Origin of the sequence: Pseudomonas sp. LG1E9, from assembly GCF_003290225.1 — a bacterium.
Taxonomy (GTDB): Bacteria; Pseudomonadota; Gammaproteobacteria; order Pseudomonadales; family Pseudomonadaceae; genus Aquipseudomonas; species Aquipseudomonas cyclaminis.
Map to the genome: position 1 here is coordinate 1,564,762 of NZ_CP029983.1, position 20,007 is coordinate 1,584,768.

The 20,007-nt window shown below is 61.8% G+C and carries 21 protein-coding genes; 8 read left to right on the forward strand and 13 right to left on the reverse strand.

Going from position 1 to position 20,007, the window contains the following annotated elements; genetic code table 11:
• Positions 1 to 98 precede the first annotated feature (98 nt).
• The 6 genes from hemA (at position 99) to DNK50_RS07350 (ending at position 5,455) form a co-directional block, all read left to right on the forward strand.
• Positions 99 to 1,388, forward strand: a complete 1,290-nt coding sequence (hemA, locus tag DNK50_RS07325) for a glutamyl-tRNA reductase (protein WP_099583952.1) — start codon at positions 99 to 101, stop codon at positions 1,386 to 1,388.
• Positions 1,385 to 2,467: a peptide chain release factor 1 gene (gene prfA / locus DNK50_RS07330; RefSeq protein WP_099583953.1), complete on the forward strand. Its 1,083-nt coding sequence runs from the start codon at positions 1,385 to 1,387 to the stop codon at positions 2,465 to 2,467. The genes hemA and prfA overlap by 4 nt, the downstream gene beginning before the upstream one ends.
• Positions 2,468 to 3,298, forward strand: a complete 831-nt coding sequence (gene prmC, locus DNK50_RS07335) for a peptide chain release factor N(5)-glutamine methyltransferase (RefSeq protein WP_099583954.1) — start codon at positions 2,468 to 2,470, stop codon at positions 3,296 to 3,298.
• Positions 3,292 to 4,047 carry a molybdopterin-synthase adenylyltransferase MoeB gene (locus tag DNK50_RS07340; RefSeq protein ID WP_112193356.1) on the forward strand — a complete coding sequence of 252 codons (756 nt, stop codon included), beginning with the start codon at positions 3,292 to 3,294 and terminating at the stop codon, positions 4,045 to 4,047. The genes prmC and DNK50_RS07340 overlap by 7 nt, the downstream gene beginning before the upstream one ends.
• A complete protein-coding gene (gene murI, locus DNK50_RS07345; RefSeq protein ID WP_112193358.1) occupies positions 4,040 to 4,834 on the forward strand; it encodes a glutamate racemase in 795 nt (264 codons plus the stop codon). The genes DNK50_RS07340 and murI overlap by 8 nt, the downstream gene beginning before the upstream one ends.
• A 102-nt stretch (positions 4,835 to 4,936) precedes the next feature.
• Positions 4,937 to 5,455, forward strand: a complete 519-nt coding sequence (locus DNK50_RS07350; RefSeq protein WP_099583957.1) for an acyloxyacyl hydrolase — start codon at positions 4,937 to 4,939, stop codon at positions 5,453 to 5,455.
• Between the two features lie 126 nt (positions 5,456 to 5,581).
• Here DNK50_RS07350 and DNK50_RS07355 read toward each other — a convergent pair whose 3' ends face one another.
• The 12 genes from DNK50_RS07355 to DNK50_RS07410 all read right to left on the reverse strand — a co-directional run bounded on the left by DNK50_RS07355 (position 5,582) and on the right by DNK50_RS07410 (position 15,566).
• Positions 5,582 to 5,887 carry a YkgJ family cysteine cluster protein gene (locus DNK50_RS07355; RefSeq protein ID WP_099583958.1) on the reverse strand — a complete coding sequence of 102 codons (306 nt, stop codon included), beginning with the start codon at positions 5,885 to 5,887 and terminating at the stop codon, positions 5,582 to 5,584.
• Between the two features lie 52 nt (positions 5,888 to 5,939).
• A complete protein-coding gene (locus DNK50_RS07360; protein WP_112193360.1) occupies positions 5,940 to 6,425 on the reverse strand; it encodes a DUF2878 domain-containing protein in 486 nt (161 codons plus the stop codon).
• Positions 6,418 to 7,689: a cyclopropane-fatty-acyl-phospholipid synthase family protein gene (locus DNK50_RS07365; protein WP_112193362.1), complete on the reverse strand. Its 1,272-nt coding sequence runs from the start codon at positions 7,687 to 7,689 to the stop codon at positions 6,418 to 6,420. Before DNK50_RS07365 ends, DNK50_RS07360 begins: the two co-directional genes overlap by 8 nt.
• Positions 7,676 to 8,485 carry a DUF1365 domain-containing protein gene (locus DNK50_RS07370; RefSeq protein WP_112193364.1) on the reverse strand — a complete coding sequence of 270 codons (810 nt, stop codon included), beginning with the start codon at positions 8,483 to 8,485 and terminating at the stop codon, positions 7,676 to 7,678. The genes DNK50_RS07365 and DNK50_RS07370 overlap by 14 nt, the downstream gene beginning before the upstream one ends.
• Positions 8,482 to 9,729: an NAD(P)/FAD-dependent oxidoreductase gene (locus DNK50_RS07375; protein WP_099583962.1), complete on the reverse strand. Its 1,248-nt coding sequence runs from the start codon at positions 9,727 to 9,729 to the stop codon at positions 8,482 to 8,484. Before DNK50_RS07375 ends, DNK50_RS07370 begins: the two co-directional genes overlap by 4 nt.
• The gene (locus tag DNK50_RS07380) at positions 9,726 to 10,508 is read right to left on the reverse strand and encodes an SDR family oxidoreductase (protein WP_099583963.1); all 783 of its coding nucleotides are present in this window, start codon (positions 10,506 to 10,508) and stop codon (positions 9,726 to 9,728) included. The genes DNK50_RS07375 and DNK50_RS07380 overlap by 4 nt, the downstream gene beginning before the upstream one ends.
• Complete coding sequence (locus DNK50_RS07385; protein ID WP_099583964.1) at positions 10,505 to 10,927, reverse strand: nuclear transport factor 2 family protein; 423 nt, start codon at positions 10,925 to 10,927, stop codon at positions 10,505 to 10,507. The genes DNK50_RS07380 and DNK50_RS07385 overlap by 4 nt, the downstream gene beginning before the upstream one ends.
• Complete coding sequence (phrB, locus tag DNK50_RS07390; RefSeq protein ID WP_112193366.1) at positions 10,920 to 12,362, reverse strand: deoxyribodipyrimidine photo-lyase; 1,443 nt, start codon at positions 12,360 to 12,362, stop codon at positions 10,920 to 10,922. Before phrB ends, DNK50_RS07385 begins: the two co-directional genes overlap by 8 nt.
• Positions 12,363 to 13,292 carry a MerR family transcriptional regulator gene (locus DNK50_RS07395; RefSeq protein WP_112193368.1) on the reverse strand — a complete coding sequence of 310 codons (930 nt, stop codon included), beginning with the start codon at positions 13,290 to 13,292 and terminating at the stop codon, positions 12,363 to 12,365.
• Positions 13,293 to 13,295: 3 nt separating this feature from the next.
• Entirely contained in the window at positions 13,296 to 14,255 is a 960-nt protein-coding gene (locus DNK50_RS07400; protein ID WP_112193370.1) for a DUF523 and DUF1722 domain-containing protein, read from the reverse strand.
• A gap of 112 nt (positions 14,256 to 14,367) precedes the next feature.
• A complete protein-coding gene (locus tag DNK50_RS07405; RefSeq protein ID WP_099583968.1) occupies positions 14,368 to 14,583 on the reverse strand; it encodes a TIGR02450 family Trp-rich protein in 216 nt (71 codons plus the stop codon).
• Positions 14,580 to 15,566, reverse strand: coding sequence for an NAD(P)/FAD-dependent oxidoreductase (locus tag DNK50_RS07410; protein ID WP_099583969.1), 987 nt, complete (start codon positions 15,564 to 15,566; stop codon positions 14,580 to 14,582). The genes DNK50_RS07405 and DNK50_RS07410 overlap by 4 nt, the downstream gene beginning before the upstream one ends.
• A 212-nt stretch (positions 15,567 to 15,778) precedes the next feature.
• Here DNK50_RS07410 and DNK50_RS07415 point away from each other — a divergent pair, with 212 nt between their 5' ends.
• Positions 15,779 to 16,678 (forward strand): TIGR01777 family oxidoreductase, encoded by a 900-nt coding sequence (locus DNK50_RS07415; RefSeq protein ID WP_112193373.1) that lies wholly within the window; start codon positions 15,779 to 15,781, stop codon positions 16,676 to 16,678.
• Between the two features lie 14 nt (positions 16,679 to 16,692).
• Positions 16,693 to 17,718 carry a ferrochelatase gene (hemH, locus tag DNK50_RS07420; protein WP_112193375.1) on the forward strand — a complete coding sequence of 342 codons (1,026 nt, stop codon included), beginning with the start codon at positions 16,693 to 16,695 and terminating at the stop codon, positions 17,716 to 17,718.
• 103 nt (positions 17,719 to 17,821) lie between these two features.
• On the opposite strand, the gene DNK50_RS07425 is transcribed toward hemH, so the two are convergent.
• Positions 17,822 to 19,927, reverse strand: coding sequence for a TonB-dependent siderophore receptor (locus DNK50_RS07425; protein WP_112193377.1), 2,106 nt, complete (start codon positions 19,925 to 19,927; stop codon positions 17,822 to 17,824).
• Between the last annotated feature and the right edge of the window lie 80 nt (positions 19,928 to 20,007).

The following is a 20,007-nucleotide window of genomic DNA, read 5'->3' on the forward strand; positions in this document are numbered from 1 at the left end:
TATAGACACAAGGCATTAGGACAATAGACGACGGTGGTTGTTCTGAATCTTTCGAAGTAGGACAATTGTCGGCTTCCCGACATCATCAGCGATATTGAATGGCCTTCCTCGCACTCGGTATTAACCACAAGACTGCCTCCGTAGACGTGCGAGAGCGCGTGGCGTTTACGCCAGAGCAGTTGGTTGAGGCCTTGCAGCAGCTCTGCCGGCTCACCGACAGTCGCGAAGCTGCGATCCTTTCGACCTGCAATCGCAGCGAGCTTTATATAGAGCAGGAACATCTTTCAGCAGATGTCGTCCTGCGCTGGCTGGCCGATTTCCACCATTTGAGCCTCGACGACCTGCGCGCCTGCGCTTATGTGCACGAAGAGGATGCGGCAGTTCGTCACATGATGCGCGTGGCTGCCGGTCTCGATTCGCTGGTGTTGGGCGAGCCGCAGATTCTGGGGCAGATGAAATCCGCCTACGCTGTGGCGCGTGAGGCCGGCACCGTCGGCCCGCTGCTGGGCCGGCTGTTCCAGGCCACGTTCAATTCCGCCAAGCAGGTGCGCACCGACACCGCCATCGGCGAAAACCCGGTCTCGGTGGCATTTGCCGCCGTCAGCCTGGCCAAACAGATTTTCAGCGACCTGCAACGCAGCCAGGCCTTGCTGATTGGCGCCGGCGAGACCATCACCCTGGTCGCCCGTCACCTGCATGACCTGGGTGTGAAGCGCATCGTGGTCGCCAACCGCACCCTGGAGCGCGCCAGCATCCTCGCCGAACAATTCGGTGCCCACGCCGTTCTGCTGGCGGATATCCCCGCCGAACTGGTGCGCAGTGACATCGTCATCAGCTCCACCGCCAGCCAATTGCCGATTCTCGGCAAGGGCGCGGTGGAAAGCGCGCTGAAGCTGCGCAAGCACAAGCCGATTTTCATGGTAGACATCGCCGTTCCCCGGGATATCGAACCCGAAGTCGGCGAGTTGGACGACGTTTACCTCTATAGCGTCGACGATCTGCACGAAGTCGTCGCCGAAAACCTCAAGAGCCGCCAGGGCGCAGCCCAGGCCGCCGAGGAAATGGTCAGCACCGGCGCCGAAGATTTTATGGTGCGCCTGCGCGAACTGGCGGCAGTGGACGTGCTCAAGGCGTATCGTCAGCAGGGCGAACGCCTGCGCGACGAGGAGCTGATCAAGGCCCAGCGTTTGCTGGCCAACGGCAGCAGCGCCGAAGAAGTGCTGATGCAACTGGCCCGTGGCTTGACCAACAAGTTGCTCCACGCACCCAGCGTACAGTTGAAAAAGCTTACCGCCGAAGGCCGCCTCGATGCGCTGGCCATGGCTCAGGAACTCTTTGCCCTCGGTGAGGGCGCGTCAGAAAGCTCTTCGGATAAAAAACCGCAATGAAAGCGTCACTGCTCAATAAACTGGACGTGCTCCAGGACCGTTTCGAAGAACTGACCGCCTTGCTCGGCGATGGCGAAGTCATCTCCGATCAGACCAAGTTCCGCACCTATTCCAAGGAATACGCCGAAGTTGAACCGATCGTAACCACCTACGGGCAATGGCTGAAAACCCAGGCCGACCTTGAAGGTGCCCAAGCGCTGCTCAAGGACAGCGACCCGGACATGCGCGAAATGGCTGTGGAAGAAGTCCGCGAGGCCAAGGACAAGTTGATCGCGCTGGAAGGCGACCTGCAACGCATGCTGCTGCCCAAGGACCCCAACGACGGGCGCAACGTGTTCCTCGAAATCCGCGCCGGCACCGGTGGCGACGAGGCGGCGATTTTCTCCGGCGATCTGTTTCGCATGTATTCGCGCTATGCCGAGCGACGTGGCTGGCGTGTGGAGATCCTGTCCGAAAACGAGGGCGAGCACGGCGGCTATAAAGAAGTCATCGCGCGGGTCGAAGGCGAAAATGTCTACGGCAAGCTGAAGTTCGAATCCGGCGCGCACCGCGTACAGCGTGTACCGGCGACCGAATCCCAAGGCCGTATCCACACCTCGGCGTGCACCGTGGCTGTATTGCCTGAGCCGGATGAGCAGGAGGCCATCGAGATCAACCCGGCGGACCTGCGGGTCGACACTTACCGCTCGTCGGGTGCCGGTGGTCAGCACGTCAACAAGACCGACTCGGCAATCCGTATCACCCACTTGCCGTCGGGCATCGTGGTCGAATGCCAGGAAGAACGTTCCCAGCACAAGAACCGGGCCCGGGCCATGTCCTGGCTGTCGGCCAAGCTCAATGACCAGCAGACCAGCGCCGCCGCCAACGCGATTGCCAGCGAGCGCAAGTTGCTGGTGGGTTCGGGCGACCGTTCCGAGCGCATCCGTACCTACAACTTTGCCCAGGGCCGGGTCACCGACCACCGGGTCAACCTGACCCTTTACTCCCTCGACGAGATTCTCGCCGGCGGCGTCGATGCGGTGATCGAGCCCTTGCTCGCCGAGTACCAGGCCGACCAATTGGCCGCGATAGGTGAATAAATGACCATCATCGCCAGCCTGCTGCGCGCCGCCGACCTGCCCGACTCGCCCACTGCGCGCCTGGACGTGGAATTGTTACTGGCGGCGGCCCTGGGCAAGTCCCGCAGCTACCTGCACACCTGGCCGGAAAAAATCGTCAGCAGCGAAGACGCGCTGACCTTTGCCGACTACCTCCAGCGCCGCCGCGCCGGGGAGCCGGTCGCCTATATTCTCGGCCAGCAGGGCTTCTGGAAGCTGGACCTGGAGGTCGCGCCCCACACGCTGATCCCGCGTCCGGACACCGAGTTGCTGGTAGAGGCCGCCCTGGAATTGTTGCCGGCCACGCCCACCCAGGTCCTCGACCTCGGCACGGGTAGCGGCGCCATCGCATTGGCCCTGGCCAGCGAGCGCCCGGCCTGGCACGTCACGGCCGTCGACCGCGTGCTGGAAGCCGTGGCGCTGGCCGAGCGCAATCGCCAGCGTCTGCACCTCAATAACGCCACAGTGCTGAGCAGTCATTGGTTCAGCGCGCTGCAAGGTCGCCGTTACGACCTGATCATCAGTAATCCGCCGTATATCGCCGACAATGACCCGCATCTGGTCGCGGGCGATGTACGTTTTGAACCGGCCAGCGCCCTGGTGGCGGGCCATGACGGTTTGGACGACCTGCGGTTGATCATCAACGAGGCCCCGGCCTACCTGAATGCCGGTGGTTGGTTGCTGCTCGAACACGGTTACGACCAGGCCCTGGCCGTGCGTGATCTGCTGCTGGGCCAGGGTTTTGAGGGCGTGCACAGTCGCATCGACCTCGGCGGCCACGAACGCATCACCTTGGGGCATCGCCCGTGCTGACCGATCAGGAGCTGTTGCGCTATAGCCGACAGATTCTGTTGCAGCATGTCGACATCGAAGGCCAGTTGCGCCTTAAAAACAGCCGTGCGCTGATCGTCGGCCTTGGTGGCCTGGGCGCGCCAGTGGCGCTGTACCTGGCCGCTGCGGGCGTGGGCGAACTGCATTTGGCCGACTTCGACACCGTCGACCTGACCAACCTGCAACGTCAGATCATCCATGACACCTACAGTGTCGGGCAGACCAAGGTCGACTCGGCCCTGCGCCGCCTGACCGCCATCAACCCTGAAATCACGTTGGTCGCCCATCGCACCGCGCTGGACGCCGACTCGCTGGCGGCGGCAGTGGCTGCGGTGGACGTGGTGCTTGATTGCAGCGACAACTTCTCCACACGCGAAGCGGTCAACGCCGCCTGCGTTATCGCGGCCAAGCCGTTGATCAGCGGGGCAGCGATTCGCCTGGAAGGCCAATTGTCGGTGTTCGACCCGCGTCGCGCCGAAAGTCCGTGTTACCACTGTTTATACGGGCACGGCAGCGACACCGAACTCACCTGCAGCGAAGCGGGCGTGGTCGGGCCGTTGGTGGGGCTCGTCGGCAGCCTGCAAGCCTTGGAAGCCTTGAAGTTGCTGGCCGGTTTCGGTGAACCGCTGGTGGGCCGCTTGCTGCTGATCGACGCCTTGACCACACGTTTTCGAGAATTGCGCGTCAAGCGTGATCCCGGTTGCAGTGTCTGCGGGACGCAACATGGTTAAGGACGCGCCAATCGGTGTGTTCGATTCCGGCGTCGGCGGTTTGTCGGTGCTGGATGAAATCCAGCAGCTATTGCCCCACGAATCGCTGTTGTATGTGGCCGATTGCGGGCATATCCCCTATGGCGAGAAAACTCCCGAATTTATTCGTGAGCGTTCGCGACGGGTCGCTGAGTTTTTCCGCGAACAGGGTGCCAAGGCTTTTGTGATTGCCTGCAACACCGCCACCGTCGCCGCCGTTGCAGATTTACGCCAGGACTACCCAGACTGGCCGTTGGTGGGCATGGAGCCCGCCGTCAAGCCAGCGGCTGCCGCCACCCGCAGTGGCGTGGTCGGCGTGCTGGCCACCACCGGCACCCTGCAAAGTGCCAAGTTCGCCGCGTTGCTCGACCGTTTCGCCACCGATGTGCGGGTGATCACCCAGCCGTGCCCCGGCCTGGTGGAACTGATTGAAACAGGCGACCTGAACAGCCCGGCCCTGCGCCAGTTGTTGCAGGGCTACATCGAGCCGCTGCTCAACGCCGGTTGCGACACCATCATCCTCGGTTGCACCCACTATCCCTTCCTGAAGCCCCTCCTGGCACAGATGCTGCCCCCCAGTATCGCCCTCATCGACACCGGCGCCGCCGTGGCCCGCCAGCTCAAGCGTTTGTTGGGCGAACGCAACCTGCTGGCCCATGGCGATCCTGAACCTGCCCAGTTCTGGACCAGCGGCGATGTGTGTCATCTAAGAAATATCCTACCCACACTTTGGAAACATTCCGCAGTTGTGCGAAGCTTCGGCTCGTGAAAATTTCGTGAAATGTCGCTGAACTTCTGGCTCTGAGTCAGCTTCTATAGCGAGATGGCCTGTAAAAAATCATACAACTTCGTTCTCAAAGGACTGTTTCTTATGAAGCGCTTGTTCTGTTTGGCCGCAATTGCGGCCGTAGTGGTGGGACACTCGGTTTCGGCCCAGGCTGCTGGCCTGGAATTTGGCGTAGGCAGCACCAGCGACTCGACCATGACCTACCGATTGGGGCTCACGTCGGACTGGGATAAAAGCTGGTGGCAGAGCGATGTGGGTCGCCTGACCGGTTACTGGAGCGGCGCTTATACCTACTGGGATGGCGACAAGCGCGCCAGTGCCAGCAGCCTGTCGTTCTCGCCGGTGTTTGTGTATGAGTTTGCCGGGGAATCGGTCAAGCCATACATCGAGGCGGGGATCGGTGTGGCGGTGTTCTCCCGCACGAAGTTGGAAGACAACAACATCGGCCAGGCTTTCCAGTTCGAAGACCGTCTGGGGTTCGGCCTGCGCTTTACCGGTGGGCATGAAGTGGGCATTCGTGCCACGCACTATTCCAATGCCGGCATCAGCAGCAACAATGATGGGGTAGAGAGCTACGCGCTGCACTACACCCTGCAGTTGTAATTGCGCAAATCCCTTGTGGGAGGGGGCTTGCCCCCGATTGGGCTGTATCAGCCAGCAAGTTTTTGCCTGACACACTGCAATCGGGGGCAAGCCCCCTCCTGCATTTGATCGTCATCGGTGTTTGGGTCAGCGGTAGGCCGTCGCAATCCCCTGGCGCTCTTCGATGCACTCCGGTGCGCCCATCTCGAATTCCCGGCAAATCAGCGGCCGGCGCTCATAGATCGTGCACATCATCGTGTCCCGATCCAGCGCCGCGCACCAGCCGTCGTCCAGGCGCAGCATCACTTCGCCGCCCCAATCGTCGGTGTCGATATAGCGCTCCGGCACGCCGGTGTCGGTGATCAGCATGACTTCCAGCTGGCAGCAGCAGGCCGCGCACGTCGAGCAGGTGACGGCGGGTTCGGCGATTTGAGTGTGGGGGATGTTGGTCATGGCGGCAGCTTCAAGCTTTGAGCGGCAAGCTGCAAGAAAAAGCCGACCGGCTTCAGTATTTTGTCGCGGCGCGAGCAAGCAGTGCGAAGAGCACAGCCCACAGCAGTGCCAAGCCGAACAGGCTCGGCCACAGGGCGTAACCGAAGCTCACCCCTGCCAGTTGGCTGCCTGCGTAATAAGACATGGGGCCGCCCACGGCGCCCAATAATGCTGCGCGCCAGCGAGGCTGGGTGCTCCAGGCCAGACAATGACGCAGTGTGGTTGCCAGTAGCGCCCACAGCAGCATCAACCAGAACGGGATGAGCGGGCCCGGCTCGGTGAAATGAAACACGCCCACCGTGCGTAACGCCGTATCCAGCAATGTGCCCAGCACCGTCACGCCGAGAATCAGTCTGCCGTCTTCGGCCCATGAACTTATCCACAGCAGGTGAATAGCCAGCGCAGCGAGCCCCACGAGTAACCACACGCTGTCGCCACCCAGCACACAGGCAAACCAGCCGCACTGGAACAGCGCGGCATTGGCCAGGTTTTTAAGCATTGAAGCGCCCGAGCAACGGCGGGTTGATCGCTGCCGGTTTGGCCAGCAGCAATTGCGCGGTGCCGATGGTGCGCTCCATAAAGCCACCTTCGCAGTAACACAGGTAAAACTCCCACAACCGCAGGAAGTATTCGTCGTAGCCCATTTCTGTCAGGCGGCCGTGAGCGCGACGAAAGTTCTCATGCCACAGGCGCAGGGTTCGCGCGTAGTGCAGGCCAAAGTCTTCCATGTGCAGCAGGTTCATATCGGTGTCGCGGCTGACGATTTGCAGCATGTTCTGCACACTGGGCAGGGCGCCGCCCGGAAAAATGTAGCGCTGGATAAAGTCCACGCTGTTCTTGGCCTGCTCAAACCGTTGCTCGCGGATGGTGATGGCCTGCAGCAACATCAGCCCATCGCTCTTGAGCAAGTGCGCGCATTGCTTGAAGTAGGTCGGCAGGAAGCGATGGCCAACGGCTTCGATCATCTCGATGGACACCAGCTTGTCGTACTGGCCGGTGAGGTCGCGATAGTCACTCAGCAGCAGCGTGACCTGGCCTTGCAAGCCGAGGGTTTCGATGCGTTTTTCGGTGTAGGCGAACTGCTCCTTGGACAAGGTCGTGGTGGTGACCTTGCAGCCATAGTGTTGCGCCGCATACAGCGCCATGCTGCCCCAACCGGTGCCGATTTCCAGCAGGTGGTCGGTGGGCTTGAGCGCGAGCTTCTGGCAGATGCGTTCCAGCTTGTTCAGTTGCGCCTGTTCCAGGGTGTCGTCAGGGCTCAGAAATTGCGCCGCCGAATACATCATGGTCGGGTCGAGGAATTCTTCGAACAGGTCGTTGCCCAGGTCGTAGTGCGCGGCGATGTTTTTCTGCGAGCCCTTGCGCGTGTTGCGGTTGAGCCAGTGCAGGCCTTGGGTGAGCGGGCGTGCCAGCCGCGCCAGGCCACCTTCCATGGCGTCGAGCACGTCCAGGTTGCTGACCATCACACGCACTACGGCGGTCAGGTCCGGGCTGCTCCAATACCCGTGGATAAACGCCTCGCCGGCGCCGATGGAGCCGTTGGCCGCCACCAGTCCCCAAACCGCAGGGTCGAGGATCTGGATTTCCCCCAGCAAGTGCGCTTCCCGTGCGCCGAACACTTGCCGTTCGCCGTCCTCGATCACCACCAGTTGGCCGTGGCGCAATTGGCTGAGTTGACGCAGCACGCCCTTGCGCAACAGCGCACTGGTCACACCGTTGACGTTCAGGCGGTTGGCCTTGACCGATAAGCTAGGGGATTTCATGGCGGCGATCCTTGGTATACCCGACGGCTGTACGAGAGGCGCCATCGGCGGCCCGGTGGGGAAAAATCGGTGTGCGCTTAAGAAAAAGGCGCAGCGCCTGCCAGTAAATGGCCAGGCACGTCTTGGCGGTCATCCACGGAAAGCGCCACAAGTAGCGATGCAGGCTGGCGCGATCCAACACTTCTTTTTGCAGGCTCAAGGTGGCGTCGAACACTTTCAGCTCGCCCTGCCAGTCGGCCATGTGCACGCCGAGCCTGGCGGCGGGCGGGCTGAAGCTCATGCGGTATTCCAGGTCGCGGGGCAAGAACGGCGACACATGGAAGGCCTTGGCCACGGCGAAATGCTGGTGCTCATCAGCGCCCAGGGCTTGGGCCGGCAGCACGTAGTGGTAGCGCTCGCGCCACGGGGTGTTGGTCACTTCACACAGAATCGCGGCCAGTTGTCCGTCGGCCTCGAAGCAATAGAAGAAACTCACCGGATTAAAAGCCAAGCCCCAACTGCGGGCCTGGGTCAGTAGGCAGATAACGCCCTGAGGCGTACGCCCCAGCGCCTTGCCGACTTCCTGGCGCACGGCATCGCTCAAGCTCATGCCGTGGCGCGTGAATTCACGCAGGTAATCCTGCTGACGAAAACCGAAGGGCGCCAGGCGACTGCGCCCCGCCAACGGCGACAGCCCGAGGACTTCGTCTTGTTCGCTCAAGTCCAGGTACAGCAGGCCGATGCGGTAGCGAAAGGCATGGGCCTTGGGCGCAAACCGTCGATGGGCAATCCAGCCGCTGTACAGGGCGCTGTTCACAGGGTTTCCCCAAAGGCCTGGGCCACGCGCAGGGCGCTGACCACGCCGTCTTCGTGGAACCCATTGGCCCAGTAGGCGCCGCAGTAAAAGGTGTTGCGCGCCCCGGCCAGTTCTTCCCAGCGGTTTTGCGCGGCCACCGCCGCCAGGCTGTATTGCGGATGGGCGTAGGTGTAGCGCGCGAGGATCTTCAGCGGGTTGATCATTGGCGTCTGGTTGAGGCTGACGCAAAAGGTGGTGGCGCTGTCGATGCCCTGCAGGATGTTCATGTCATAAGTGACGGCCGCCTGGGTCTGGGTGTTGCCGCTCAGCCGGTAATTCCAGCTGGCCCAGGCGAGTTTGCGGTCGGGCAGCAGGCGGGTGTCGGTGTGCAGGACCACGTCGTTGTCGGCGTAGGGCAGGGCACCGAGAATCTCCTGTTCGGCCTGGCTGGGGTCGGCGAGCAATGCCAGTGCCTGGTCGCTGTGGCAGGCGAACACCACCCGATCAAACGCCTCGCTGCCGGCAGGGCTGTGGATAACTACGCCGTCCTCGGTGCGCTCGACATTATGCACAGGGCAATTCAGGCGAATCTGCTCGCGAAAGCGGCGCGTCAACGGTTCGATGTAGCGGCTGGACCCGCCTTCGATCACACACCACTGCGGCCGGTTGTTCACCGACAGCAAGCCGTGGTTCTTGAAGAAGCGCACAAAGAACTGCAACGGAAAGCCCAGCATGTCTGCCAGGGACATCGACCAGATCGCCGCGCCCATCGGCACGATGTAATGCCGCACAAAGCGTTCGCCGTAACCGCCGGCTGCGAGGTAATCGCCCAAGGTCATCTCGGCGCTGATGCGTTGCTCCTGCAGATCCAGCGGCGCCTGGCGGTTGAAGCGCAGGATGTCGCGCAACATGCCCCAGAAGCCCGGCGACAGGATATTGCGGCGCTGGGCGAACAGGCTGTTGAGGTTATTGCCGTTGTATTCGAACCGGGTGCTTTCGTCGCACACCGAGAAGCTCATCTCGGTGGGTTTGAACGTCACGCCAATCTGCCCCAGCAAGCGGATGAAATTGGGGTAGGTCCAGTCGTTGAACACGATAAAGCCGGTGTCCACCGCGTAGCTTTTGCCGTCGACGCTGACATCGACTGTATGGGTATGCCCGCCGATACGATTGCCCGCTTCAAACACGGTGACCTCGTGACGGCGGCTGAGCAGGTAGGCGCTGGTCAGGCCAGCAATGCCGCTGCCGATAATGGCGATCTTCACTGGTCGTCCTTTTTCGGTGGCGGGCTGCGCAGCATGCGTTTGCCGATGATCAATTGCGCGCGGTTAGGCAGTTTCGACAGGGGCCACAGGGTCGCAATGAACAACGCCGGGAAGGCGATTTCCAGTGGGCGTTTGTCCAGCTTGGCGAAAATGTGCCGAGCCGCCTTGTCGGCAGGCCAGCTCAGGGGCATCGGGAAGTCATTGCGCTCGGTCAGTGGCGTGTCGACAAAGCCAGGGCTGATCACGGTGACGTCGATGTTTTCCGTCGACAGGCTGATGCGCAGGGATTCAAACAGGTAACGCAGCCCGGCCTTGGACGCGCCATAGGCTTCGGCGCGGGGCATCGGCAGGTAGGTCACGGCGCTGGCAACACCCACCAGATGCGGGGTGCGCCCGGCACGCAACAACGGCAGGGCCGCTTCGATGCAATAACTGCTGGCCAGCAAGTTGGTGCGCACCACGTGCTCGATGATCGATGAATCAAACTGCTTGGCGTCGACATACTCACAGGTGCCGGCGTTGAGGATCACGGTGTCGAGCGAACCCCAGGCAGCACCGATATGCTCCCCGATCTCGCGTACCGTCTGGCTGTTGGTCAGGTCACCGGCCACCACCAGCACTTGGCCGGGGTAACGTTGGGCCAGTGCGTCCAGCGGCGCCTGTGTGCGGGAACTCAAGGCCACATGGGCGCCGCTGTCAAGCAACTCCACAGCCAAGGCGGCACCAATCCCACTGCTGGCACCGGTCAGCCAATAACGACGTGGCGACACTGCGTTCATCCCACTCTCCTTTTCAACCAACTGACGACTTTGCCCAGGACGGGAAGGTGTTCGTAGAGCATGGCGCCCGCATCGAAGTAATCGCGGTGGCGGTACACCTTGTCCCGCCACATCAGGTGCGAGCACCCCTCCACCCGGATCACTTGGCCGTTGGCCAGGCGCGGGTGGCAAAAACTCATTTTCCAGCGCAGGTAGCCTTCGCCTTCGGCCACTTGGTCGAAACCGTGGAAGTCGAAGCGCAGTTGGCTGACATTGCTGTACAGCTCGGCGAAATAGCTGTGCAGCGCGGTCAGGCCATGGACCTCGTGCAGCGGGTCGGTAAAGGCAATGTCCTTGCTGTATAGGCTGTCGAGCAGGTGCAGGTTGTGCTTGTCCAGCGTGGCGAAGGTCTGGGCGAAGCGTTGCAGGAAGTCACTCATGTTCGGCCACCGACTGCCGCGAAGGCAGGCTGCGAAAGGCGGCCAGTGCTCGCTCGCGGGACTTTTTCAGGTCGACAATCGAGCGCGGATAATCCGCCACGCCAAACAGGCCACCGACGGCTTCGGGGTTGTGCACTTCCTTTTTATTCAGGGCGGCCAGTTCCGGCAGCCAGTGCTTGATGAATACACCTTCGCTGTCGAACTTTTCCGACTGGCTCAGGGGGCTGAAGATCCTGAAGTACGGCGCCGAGTCGGTGCCGGTGGACGAACTCCACTGCCAGCCGCCGTTGTTGGCCGCCAGGTCGCCGTCGATCAGGTGGCGCATAAAGAAGCGCTCGCCTTCACGCCAGTCGATCAGCAGGTTCTTGGTCAGGAACATCGCCACCACCATGCGCAGCCGGTTGTGCATCCAGCCGGTTTCCAGCAGTTGGCGCATGGCGGCGTCAATGATCGGCAGGCCCGTGCGAGCTTCCTGCCAGGCCGCCAGATCCTTGGGCGCATCACGCCAAGCCACGGCTTCGGTTTCGGGGCGGAACGCACGGTGGCGCGACACCCGTGGGTAGCCCACCAGGATGTGTTTGTAGAACTCACGCCAGAGCAATTCGTTGATCCAGGTGATGGCGCCGATGTCGCCACTTTCGAATTCGCCCTGGTTGGTCTGCAACGCGGCATGCAGGCACTGACGCGGCGAGACCACGCCTGCCGCGAGGTAGGCCGATAACTGGCTGGTGCCGGGCTTGGCGGGGAAATCGCGCTCGTCTTTGTAGTAGCTGATCTGCTGGTCGGCGAAGGTGTCAAGGCGGCGCCGGGCTTCGTCTTCACCGGCAGGCCAGAGCGCGCGCAGGGTGTTGCTGGGCGGCTCGAAACCGGCAACGGTGGTCGGGACCGGATCGCTGTTGAAGTCGAGTCTGGCCTGGGCCTTTGGCGTGGGCACCAAGCGTGGCAGGGCGCTGTGCAGCCGTGTGTAGCAGACTTTGCGGAACTGACTGAAGACCTGGAAGTAGGTGCCGGTCTTGGTCAGCACACTGCCCGGTTGGAAGAACAATTGGTCAAGGTAGCTGTGGAACGTCACGCCTTCGGCCTCCAGCGCCTGGGCGACGGCGGCGTCACGGCGGCTTTCGTGAATGCCGTACTCCTCGTTGACGTGCAGCGATTGCACCGACAGCGCCCGGCACAGTTCGCCGAGCACAGCGGGCGCCTGATCCCAAGTGGCCGCCGTGCGGATCAACAGCGGGATGTTCAGCTCGCCCAAGGCCTGGCTCAGGTGCTGCAGGTTGCGTAGCCAGAAGTCGACTTTGCACGGCGCGTCATCGTGGGCCAGCCATTGCTCAGGCGTGATCAGGTACACGGCAGCGACCGGGCCACGCTGGCTCGCGGCGGCCAGGGCGGTGTTGTCGTGTAGGCGCAGGTCGGTGCGCAGCCAGATCAAATGCATTTAGATAAGTCCACGCTGGATCAATAACTGGTGAGCCGACAGCACCTCTTCGGCCACGAACAATTCAGGAGTGTCACGGGTTAATACGGCTAACTCAGCCTGGTGGATGCACACCGTTGGTCCGACGAGCAGCGTCGGGCAACTGACGCCCATCAGCAGTTTGGTCAGCGCTGGCAAGTGCAGGGCCTTGCTCGAATACAGCAGCACCGCGCGCGGTTGCAGATGCTCCACCGCCAGGGCCAGTTCGCCGGCGGGCAGCGGCCAGTCGAACACTTCCACCGGGCAATCGGCGCTGCTGGCCAGCCAGGCGCTGAGCCACAGATGCGGCTCCAGTGGCAGGTCGGACTGGTTGACCAGCAACAGCGGCGCACCGTGCAGTTGGCGATTGTTGTGGTAGATACGCGCACCGAACTTGCTGCGCAGCCAGGACAGGAAAAACACCCGTTCCATCTGCGCGCCGAACTGGCCCTGCCAACGCTGCTCCAGGTCCATGATCAGTGGCAGCAGCAGTTGTTCGCACAGGGTGCGCGGCGGGTACAGCGCCATGGCCTGGTTGAAGGCGTCGTCGACCCGGCGCTCGGTCAGTTCGCTGATGGCCTGCACCAGGGTCTGGCGCAGGGTGTGCCATTCATTCTCTGCCGTGTCGGGGCTGGTCTGGGCAGTGTCAATCAGGTGTTTCACCTGGCTGACCGGCACGCCGCGATTGAGCCAGGTGAGAATGGCGTGGATACGTTGCACATGGTCGGCGCTGAACAGCCGATGGCCCTTGGGCGTGCGCTGGGGCACGATCAGGCCATAGCGGCGTTCCCAGGCGCGCAGGGTCACGGCGTTGACACCAGTCTGGCGCGCCACTTCGCGTATCGGCAGCCAGCCGTCTTGCAGGGCTTGGGCGATGTCTTCACCGGGTTCGTCTTGCAGGGCAACTTTCATGGTCTAAATCGCATTGCGCAGGCTGAGGTTTTCCGGGTGCGGTTGCAGGTACGCCTGCTGCGCGATGTAGCGGTCCGGGTGTTGGCGAAAGTGATGTTTGAGCAGGGTCAACGGCACCACCAGTGGCACGATGCCGTGGCGGTATTGGCCGATAACGGTCTGCATTTCCTGCTTGTCGTCGGCGCTGATGACCTGCTTGAGGTAGCCACTGATGTGTTGCAGCACATTGGTGTGGGTGCCGCGGGTGGCGCATTTGGTCAGGCCGGTCATCAAGTCACTGAAGTAACACGCGGCCAGTTCACTGAGGTCGGTGCCTTTGCCCATGCTGCCCAGCAGGTGACCCAGGCTTTTGTAATGGACAGGGCTGTGGGCCATCAGCAGGTATTTGTAGCGCGAGTGAAAAGCCAGCAAGCCGTGACGGGTCAGTCCTTCGGCCTGCAGCTGCTGCCAACTGGCGTAGACGAACACGCGGGTCAGGAAGTTTTCCCGCAGCACCGGGTCATTCAATCGGCCGTCTTCTTCGACCGGCAGGTTGGGGTGGCGCGCGCAAAACGCCCGGGCATAGATGCCGCGCCCGCCACCGTCGACCGGGGTGCCGTTTTCGCGGTACACCTTGACCCGCTCCAGGCCACAGGACGGCGACTTCTGCATAAAAATGTAACCGCACAGGTCGGTGTGTTCCTGGGCCATCTGCTGGCCGTAGTCGTCCAGCGGTTGGGTCACGTTGAGCTCACGGCGCACCGTGCCCACGGCCTGCGGATGGGCAGGGTCGCCGACCAGGCGGATCGGTTCGCGGGGGATGCCCAGGCCAATCGCAACTTCGGGGCACAGCGGCACAAAGTCGAAATAGTCGGCGAGGGTCTGGCTGCAGAGCAGGGATTGTTTATGACCGCCGTTGAAGCGCACGTTCTCGCCCAACAGGCAGGCGCTGATAGCGATCTTCGGTTTTGCGCTGCTGGACATTGGCAAACCCCTGATAAATTCCTGTACAAGCTTTAGGCGTTGTACAACTAAATCTCATCATAGGTCTGACGCTGTACAAGTCAAATTATTTGTACAGGTTTTTTCGTGAGGACTATTTCCAGCCGATTTTCCAGGCCTCGGCATTCTGCAACGTCTGCCACGGCAGGCGTTCGGCCCGTTTGGTCATGATCGCCTGCAGCTCGATTTCCAGCACGGTGCCTTCTTCGTCCCGGAACAATTCGGTGACTAGAAAGTGTTTTTCCTTGTGGCGGGGGTGGGCTGCTGTCCACTTCGACAGCAGCAGTTTGGCGGGGTTGAGGCGGTTCATTGCAGGTGCTCGATCAATCGTCGCGCGGCTTCCTGGCCACTGAGCCAGGCACCTTCGACCCGACCGGACAGGCACCAGTCGCCACACACGTACAGGCCCAGGTCAGCATCGGCCAGCACACCGAATTCGTGACTGCTGGACGGGCGCGCATAAAGCCAGCGGTGCGCCAGGCTGAAGGACGGCGCAGGCATGGCGCTGTGCAGCAATTCGGCGAAGGCGCCGTGCAGGTGTTCGATCACGGCTTCCTTGGGCAAGTCCAGATGGGCTTTGCTCCACGCGCTGGTGGCATGCAGCACCCAGGTATCGAGGGTGGTGTCGCGCCCAGGTTTGCTGCGGTTGCGCGCCAGCCAGTCGAGGGGACTGTCTTGTACGAAACAGCCTTCCATCGGTGTATCCAGTGGCTTGTCGAAGGCCAGGGCGACAGCCCACGTGGGGTCCATTTTCACCCCCGCGGCGGCGCTGGCCAGCTTGGGTGCAGCAGCCAGCAGGGCGGTGGCTTGGGGCGCTGGCGTGGCGATGACCACATGGCTGAATGGGCCATGGCTGCCGCCGTCCGCGTCGAGCAGGTTCCAGTGCTGAGTGCCTTGGAACACCTCGGTAATGCGGCAACCGAATTCCACCGGCAAGTCATCGAGCAGGGCGCGGGTGATGGCACTCATGCGCGGTGAGCCGACCCAGCGGATCTGCTCGTCGGGGGAGGGCGTGAGCTGGCCGGATTTGAAGTTGTACAACTGCGGTTTCCATTGCTCGGCCCAGCCGTTGCTTTGCCAGCGTTGCACTTCGTTGACGAAGCGTCGGTCGCGGGCGGTGAAGTACTGGGCGCCCATGTCCAGCGCGCCGGCATCGCTGCGCTTGCTGGACATGCGGCCACCGCTGCCGCGGCTCTTGTCGAAAAGTTTTACAGCGTGCCCGGCGTCTCGTAACGCTTGGGCGGCGGAGAGACCGGCGATGCCGGTACCGATGATCGCGATGGGGACAGTCATGGGAGGCCTCGTTTTACCGTTGGGTACAGACTACGCCGACACCAATAGCTGTACAATATTGTTTTTTGGTATAAGTTTTGGCGTACCTGAACGTCTGGCGTGACCTATGGTTAAAGCTGAGGCTTAAACAACAGCCACGCCCGATTACAAATTGATCCCTGCTTATAAAATAGACCAGTGATCGGCGGCGAACGTTACATGAGGAGGATCCCATGCATATTTTGCTGACCGGCGGTACCGGCTTGATCGGCCGCCAACTCTGCCAACACTGGCTCGCCCAAGGCCATCGCCTGACCGTGTGGAGCCGCCATCCGGAAGAGGTTGCCGCCCTGTGTGGCGCGCAGGTGCTGGGCGTTGCGCGCCTGGAAGAGGTGATCGGCGCCGTGGACGCGGTGGTCAATCTCGCCGGCGCCGCCATCGCCGACCGCCCCTGGACTCACAAACGCAAGGCGCTGTTGTGGAGCAGCCGCATCGGTCTTACCGAAACCCTGCTGGCGTGGCTCGAAGGCCAGGCGCAGAAACCGGCGGTGTTGATTTCCGGCTCGGCGGTGGGCTGGTACGGCGACGGCGGTGAGCGCGAACTGACCGAGGCCAGCGGCCCGGTGCAGGACGACTTCCCCAGCCAGCTGTGTATCGCCTGGGAAGAAACCGCCCAGCGCGCAGAAGCCCTGGGCATCCGTGTGGTGCTGGTGCGGACCGGCCTGGTGCTGGCGGCCGAGGGCGGCTTTTTGTCGCGGCTGCTGCTGCCGTTCAAACTGGCGCTGGGCGGGCCGATCGGCAATGGTCGGCAGTGGATGCCCTGGGTGCATATCAAGGATCAAATCGCCCTGATTGATTTTCTTCTGCACAAGGATGACGCCAGCGGTCCGTATAATGCCTGCGCGCCACACCCGGTGCGTAACCGCGAGTTCGCCAAGACCCTGGGCCAGGTGCTGCACCGCCCGGCGTTCATGCCGATGCCGGCCTTTGCGCTGAAAGTCGGCTTGGGCGAGTTGTCGGGGCTGTTACTGGGCGGGCAGAAGGCGATCCCCGAACGCTTGATGGCCGCCGGTTTCATTTTCCAGTTCACTGAGTTGCATGCGGCTCTGGACGACTTGTCCAGCCGCCTCTAGAGATAGGATGTTGCATGACGGATCACGCGTTGTTACTGGTCAACCTGGGTTCACCGGCGTCCACTTCGGTGGCCGATGTGCGCAGCTACCTCAACCAGTTTTTGATGGACCCTTATGTGATCGACCTGCCATGGCCGGTGCGGCGCTTGCTGGTGTCGCTGATCCTGATCAAGCGCCCCGAGCAGTCAGCCCATGCCTATGCGTCGATCTGGTGGGATGAAGGCTCGCCGCTGGTGGTGCTCAGTCGCCGCCTGCAACAGCAGATGACCGCGCAGTGGACCCAGGGCCCCGTAGAGTTGGCCATGCGTTACGGCGAGCCGTCCCTGGAAACGACCCTCACCCGGCTGGCCGCCCAAGGCATTCAGAAGGTCACCCTGGCGCCTTTGTACCCGCAGTTCGCCGACAGCACTGTGACCACGGTGATCGAAGAGGCCCGGCGCGTGGTGAAAGACAGGAAGCTGAATGTACAGTTCTCGATCCTGCAGCCGTTCTACGATCAGCCCGAATACCTCGATGCCCTGGCGGCGAGCGCACAGCGTTATATCGAGCAGGATTACGACCACTTGCTGCTGAGCTTTCATGGTTTGCCCGAGCGCCATCTGACTAAGCTCGACCCGACCGGCCAGCATTGCTTCAAGGATGCCGACTGCTGCAAGAACGCCTCGCCGCAGGTGCTTGCCACATGCTATCGCGCGCAATGTTTCAGTGTTGCTCGCGATGTAGCCGAGCGCCTGGGCTTGCCGGATGGCAAATGGTCGGTGGCGTTTCAATCGCGCCTGGGCCGTGCGAAGTGGATCGAACCCTACACCGAAGCGCGCTTGGAGGCGCTGGCTCAACAAGGCGTGAAAAAGCTGCTGGTGATGTGCCCGGCGTTTGTGGCCGATTGCATCGAGACCCTGGAAGAGATTGGCGATCGCGGCCTGGAGCAGTTCCGCGAGGCCGGAGGCGAGGAATTGGTATTGGTACCGTGCTTGAATGATGATCCGCAGTGGGCGGCGGCGCTCAATACGCTGTGTGAAAGAGCGCCTCTTTCACTGTAATTGAACCTGGCACAGATCCAAATGTGGGAAGGGGCTTGATCCCGCTACACGTAATTCGTAGCAGCTATCGGGAGCACGCCCCCTCCCACATGTTTGATTTGTGTTAGAGATTGAGGGTCAGGCTGACCGTGAAATTGCGCGGTTCGCCGGGGTTGACCCAGTAGTTGCTGTAGGACCGCTCATAGTATTTTTCATCAAACAGGTTGTTCAGGTTCAGGCCCACCGTCACGTTCTCGTTCGCCTTGTAATGCGCGAGCAAATCCACGGTGTGGTAGGCCGGCAGTTCAAAGCTGCCGCCTGCTTCACCTGAGCGGTCTCCCACATAGGTGAACGCTGCGCCCAGGTCTGAGCCGCGCAACGCGCCATCCTGGAATTCATACACCCCCAACAGACTGCCGCTGCGCTTGGCCACGCCGAGAATGCGGCTGCCGGCCGCAATGGCCTTGTCACCTTTGGTCACTTCGGCGTCGATGTAGGCGAAGGCGCCGATCACCCGTATCGCGTCGGTCAGTTGCCCGGTCAGTTGCAAGTCAACGCCCTGGCTGCGCGCCTTGCCCATGGCGCGGTTGGTGTTGGTGGCCGGGTCCAGGGCCAGCACGTTTTCCTTTTCGATATGGAACGCGGCGACGGTGGTGCTGAGGCGGTCGTCGAACAGCTCGCTCTTGATCCCCACTTCATAACCCACGCCTTCTTCGGGCTTGAAGGTGTTGCCCGTGGCGTCCAGGCCGCTGTTGGGTTTGAACGAGGTCGAAGCGTTGGCGAACACGCCGACTTCGGGCGTGAGTTGATAAAGCAGGCCGGCGCGCTGGGTGAGGGCGTCGTGGGTTTGCCGGCTCGGCGGGGCGTTGCGGGTGAAGTCGTCGACGGTTTGCTCGAAATGCTCGAAGCGTGCGCCGACCATGCCGCGCAGGCGGTCGGTAAAGACGATCTGGTCTTGCAGGTTCAGGGCGTGGCTTTTGGTCTGCTCGAAAAAGTCGGTGCCGGAACGTACGCCATTGGGTTTGGCTTGGCCGTAGACCGGGTTGTAGATGTCGATCGCGTATGAGCTACCCGGGCTGCCGGCGATGGCGGTCACGCGTTCCTTCTTGCGGTAGTCCTCGTATTCGGTGCCCACCAGCAGTTCATGCTGCCAGCTGCCGACGTCGAACAAACCGCGCAGCTCCAATTGGGTGATGCTGTCGTGCCAGCCCATGGAGCGTTCGCGGTAGCGGCGGTTGAGGGTATGGCCGTCGGCGCTGAGTGGCCGGTTTTCCGAGGCATCGCCCCATAGGCTGCCTTGTTTGTAGTGGCTGGCCAGGCGCAGTTTCCAGGCGTCGTTGAGGTGATGTTCGAGGGTCGCCTGGATGCGGTTGTTGTGGTTGTCGATGTCGCCGTCGTTGGGCTCGCCGAGGAAGGTGGAGCGCGACAGACCGGGCGCGTCGACGATGCCACGGTCGAACGTGGAGCTGTGGCGCACGAATTCGCTTTCCACCAGCAGGCTGGTGTCCGGGTCCAGTTGCCAACTGAACGAGGGCGCAACCAAAACGCGCTTGCTCTGCACGTGATCGCGAAAGCTGTGGTTGTCCTCTACTGCCAGGTTGACCCGCGAGAGCACGTGGCCTTCGTTGTCCAGGGGGGTGTTGACGTCGATGGCGGTGCGGTAACGGTCCCAACTGCCGGCGCTGGTTTGCAGGGTGGTGAAGGCGTCTGGCTGAGGTTTTTTGGTGACGATATTCACGGTGCCGCCTGGGTCGCCGCGCCCGTACAAACTGGCCGCAGGGCCTTTGAGTACTTCAATGCGTTCGATGTTGGCCGCGTCCGGTGTGCTCGGGTAACCACGGTTGGCGCTGAAACCGTCCTGGTAGAACTCCGAGGTGGTGAAACCACGCACGCTGTATTCGTAGAGGGTCAGGCCGCCGAAGTTGTTTTGCTTGGACACGCCGCCCGCAAATTCCAGGGCGCGTTCCACATTGGTGCTGCCCAGATCCTTGAGCACCGTGGCGGGAATCACGCTGATGGATTGTGGGATATCGCGCAGGGCTGTGTCGGTTTTAGTCGCGCTGGCCGAACGAGTGGCGCGGTAGCCCTTCACCGGGCCGGTGGCGGATTCATAGGCGTCGGTAGTGACGCTGATGGTATCGAGTTCGACGGTGGTGTCTTCGGCAAAGGCGGGGTCGAGCAGCAAACCCAAGGCCAGGCCAGCCAAGGGGGCAATTCTTCGAGACGGCATGATAGAGCGTTCCAATAGCGATATTGAAACAATATAACATGACCAATGAGAATGAATCGCTGTGAAACATTAATTTACAG

What these genes read in the sequence shown, in the direction of transcription:
- prfA (WP_099583953.1), top strand. Translation starts at nt 1,385, where the DNA reads ATGAAAGCGTCACTGCTCAATAAACTGGACGTGCTCCAGGACCGTTTC.
- DNK50_RS07360 (WP_112193360.1), bottom strand. Translation starts at nt 6,425, where the DNA reads ATGCTTAAAAACCTGGCCAATGCCGCGCTGTTCCAGTGCGGCTGGTTT.
- hemA (WP_099583952.1), top strand. Translation starts at nt 99, where the DNA reads ATGGCCTTCCTCGCACTCGGTATTAACCACAAGACTGCCTCCGTAGAC.
- phrB (WP_112193366.1), bottom strand. Translation starts at nt 12,362, where the DNA reads ATGCATTTGATCTGGCTGCGCACCGACCTGCGCCTACACGACAACACC.
- prmC (WP_099583954.1), top strand. Translation starts at nt 2,468, where the DNA reads ATGACCATCATCGCCAGCCTGCTGCGCGCCGCCGACCTGCCCGACTCG.
- DNK50_RS07415 (WP_112193373.1), top strand. Translation starts at nt 15,779, where the DNA reads ATGCATATTTTGCTGACCGGCGGTACCGGCTTGATCGGCCGCCAACTC.
- DNK50_RS07385 (WP_099583964.1), bottom strand. Translation starts at nt 10,927, where the DNA reads ATGAGTGACTTCCTGCAACGCTTCGCCCAGACCTTCGCCACGCTGGAC.
- DNK50_RS07380 (WP_099583963.1), bottom strand. Translation starts at nt 10,508, where the DNA reads ATGAACGCAGTGTCGCCACGTCGTTATTGGCTGACCGGTGCCAGCAGT.
- DNK50_RS07395 (WP_112193368.1), bottom strand. Translation starts at nt 13,292, where the DNA reads ATGAAAGTTGCCCTGCAAGACGAACCCGGTGAAGACATCGCCCAAGCC.
- DNK50_RS07365 (WP_112193362.1), bottom strand. Translation starts at nt 7,689, where the DNA reads ATGAAATCCCCTAGCTTATCGGTCAAGGCCAACCGCCTGAACGTCAAC.
- DNK50_RS07350 (WP_099583957.1), top strand. Translation starts at nt 4,937, where the DNA reads ATGAAGCGCTTGTTCTGTTTGGCCGCAATTGCGGCCGTAGTGGTGGGA.
- DNK50_RS07355 (WP_099583958.1), bottom strand. Translation starts at nt 5,887, where the DNA reads ATGACCAACATCCCCCACACTCAAATCGCCGAACCCGCCGTCACCTGC.
- DNK50_RS07425 (WP_112193377.1), bottom strand. Translation starts at nt 19,927, where the DNA reads ATGCCGTCTCGAAGAATTGCCCCCTTGGCTGGCCTGGCCTTGGGTTTG.
- DNK50_RS07400 (WP_112193370.1), bottom strand. Translation starts at nt 14,255, where the DNA reads ATGTCCAGCAGCGCAAAACCGAAGATCGCTATCAGCGCCTGCCTGTTG.
- murI (WP_112193358.1), top strand. Translation starts at nt 4,040, where the DNA reads ATGGTTAAGGACGCGCCAATCGGTGTGTTCGATTCCGGCGTCGGCGGT.
- DNK50_RS07405 (WP_099583968.1), bottom strand. Translation starts at nt 14,583, where the DNA reads ATGAACCGCCTCAACCCCGCCAAACTGCTGCTGTCGAAGTGGACAGCA.
- hemH (WP_112193375.1), top strand. Translation starts at nt 16,693, where the DNA reads ATGACGGATCACGCGTTGTTACTGGTCAACCTGGGTTCACCGGCGTCC.
- DNK50_RS07410 (WP_099583969.1), bottom strand. Translation starts at nt 15,566, where the DNA reads ATGACTGTCCCCATCGCGATCATCGGTACCGGCATCGCCGGTCTCTCC.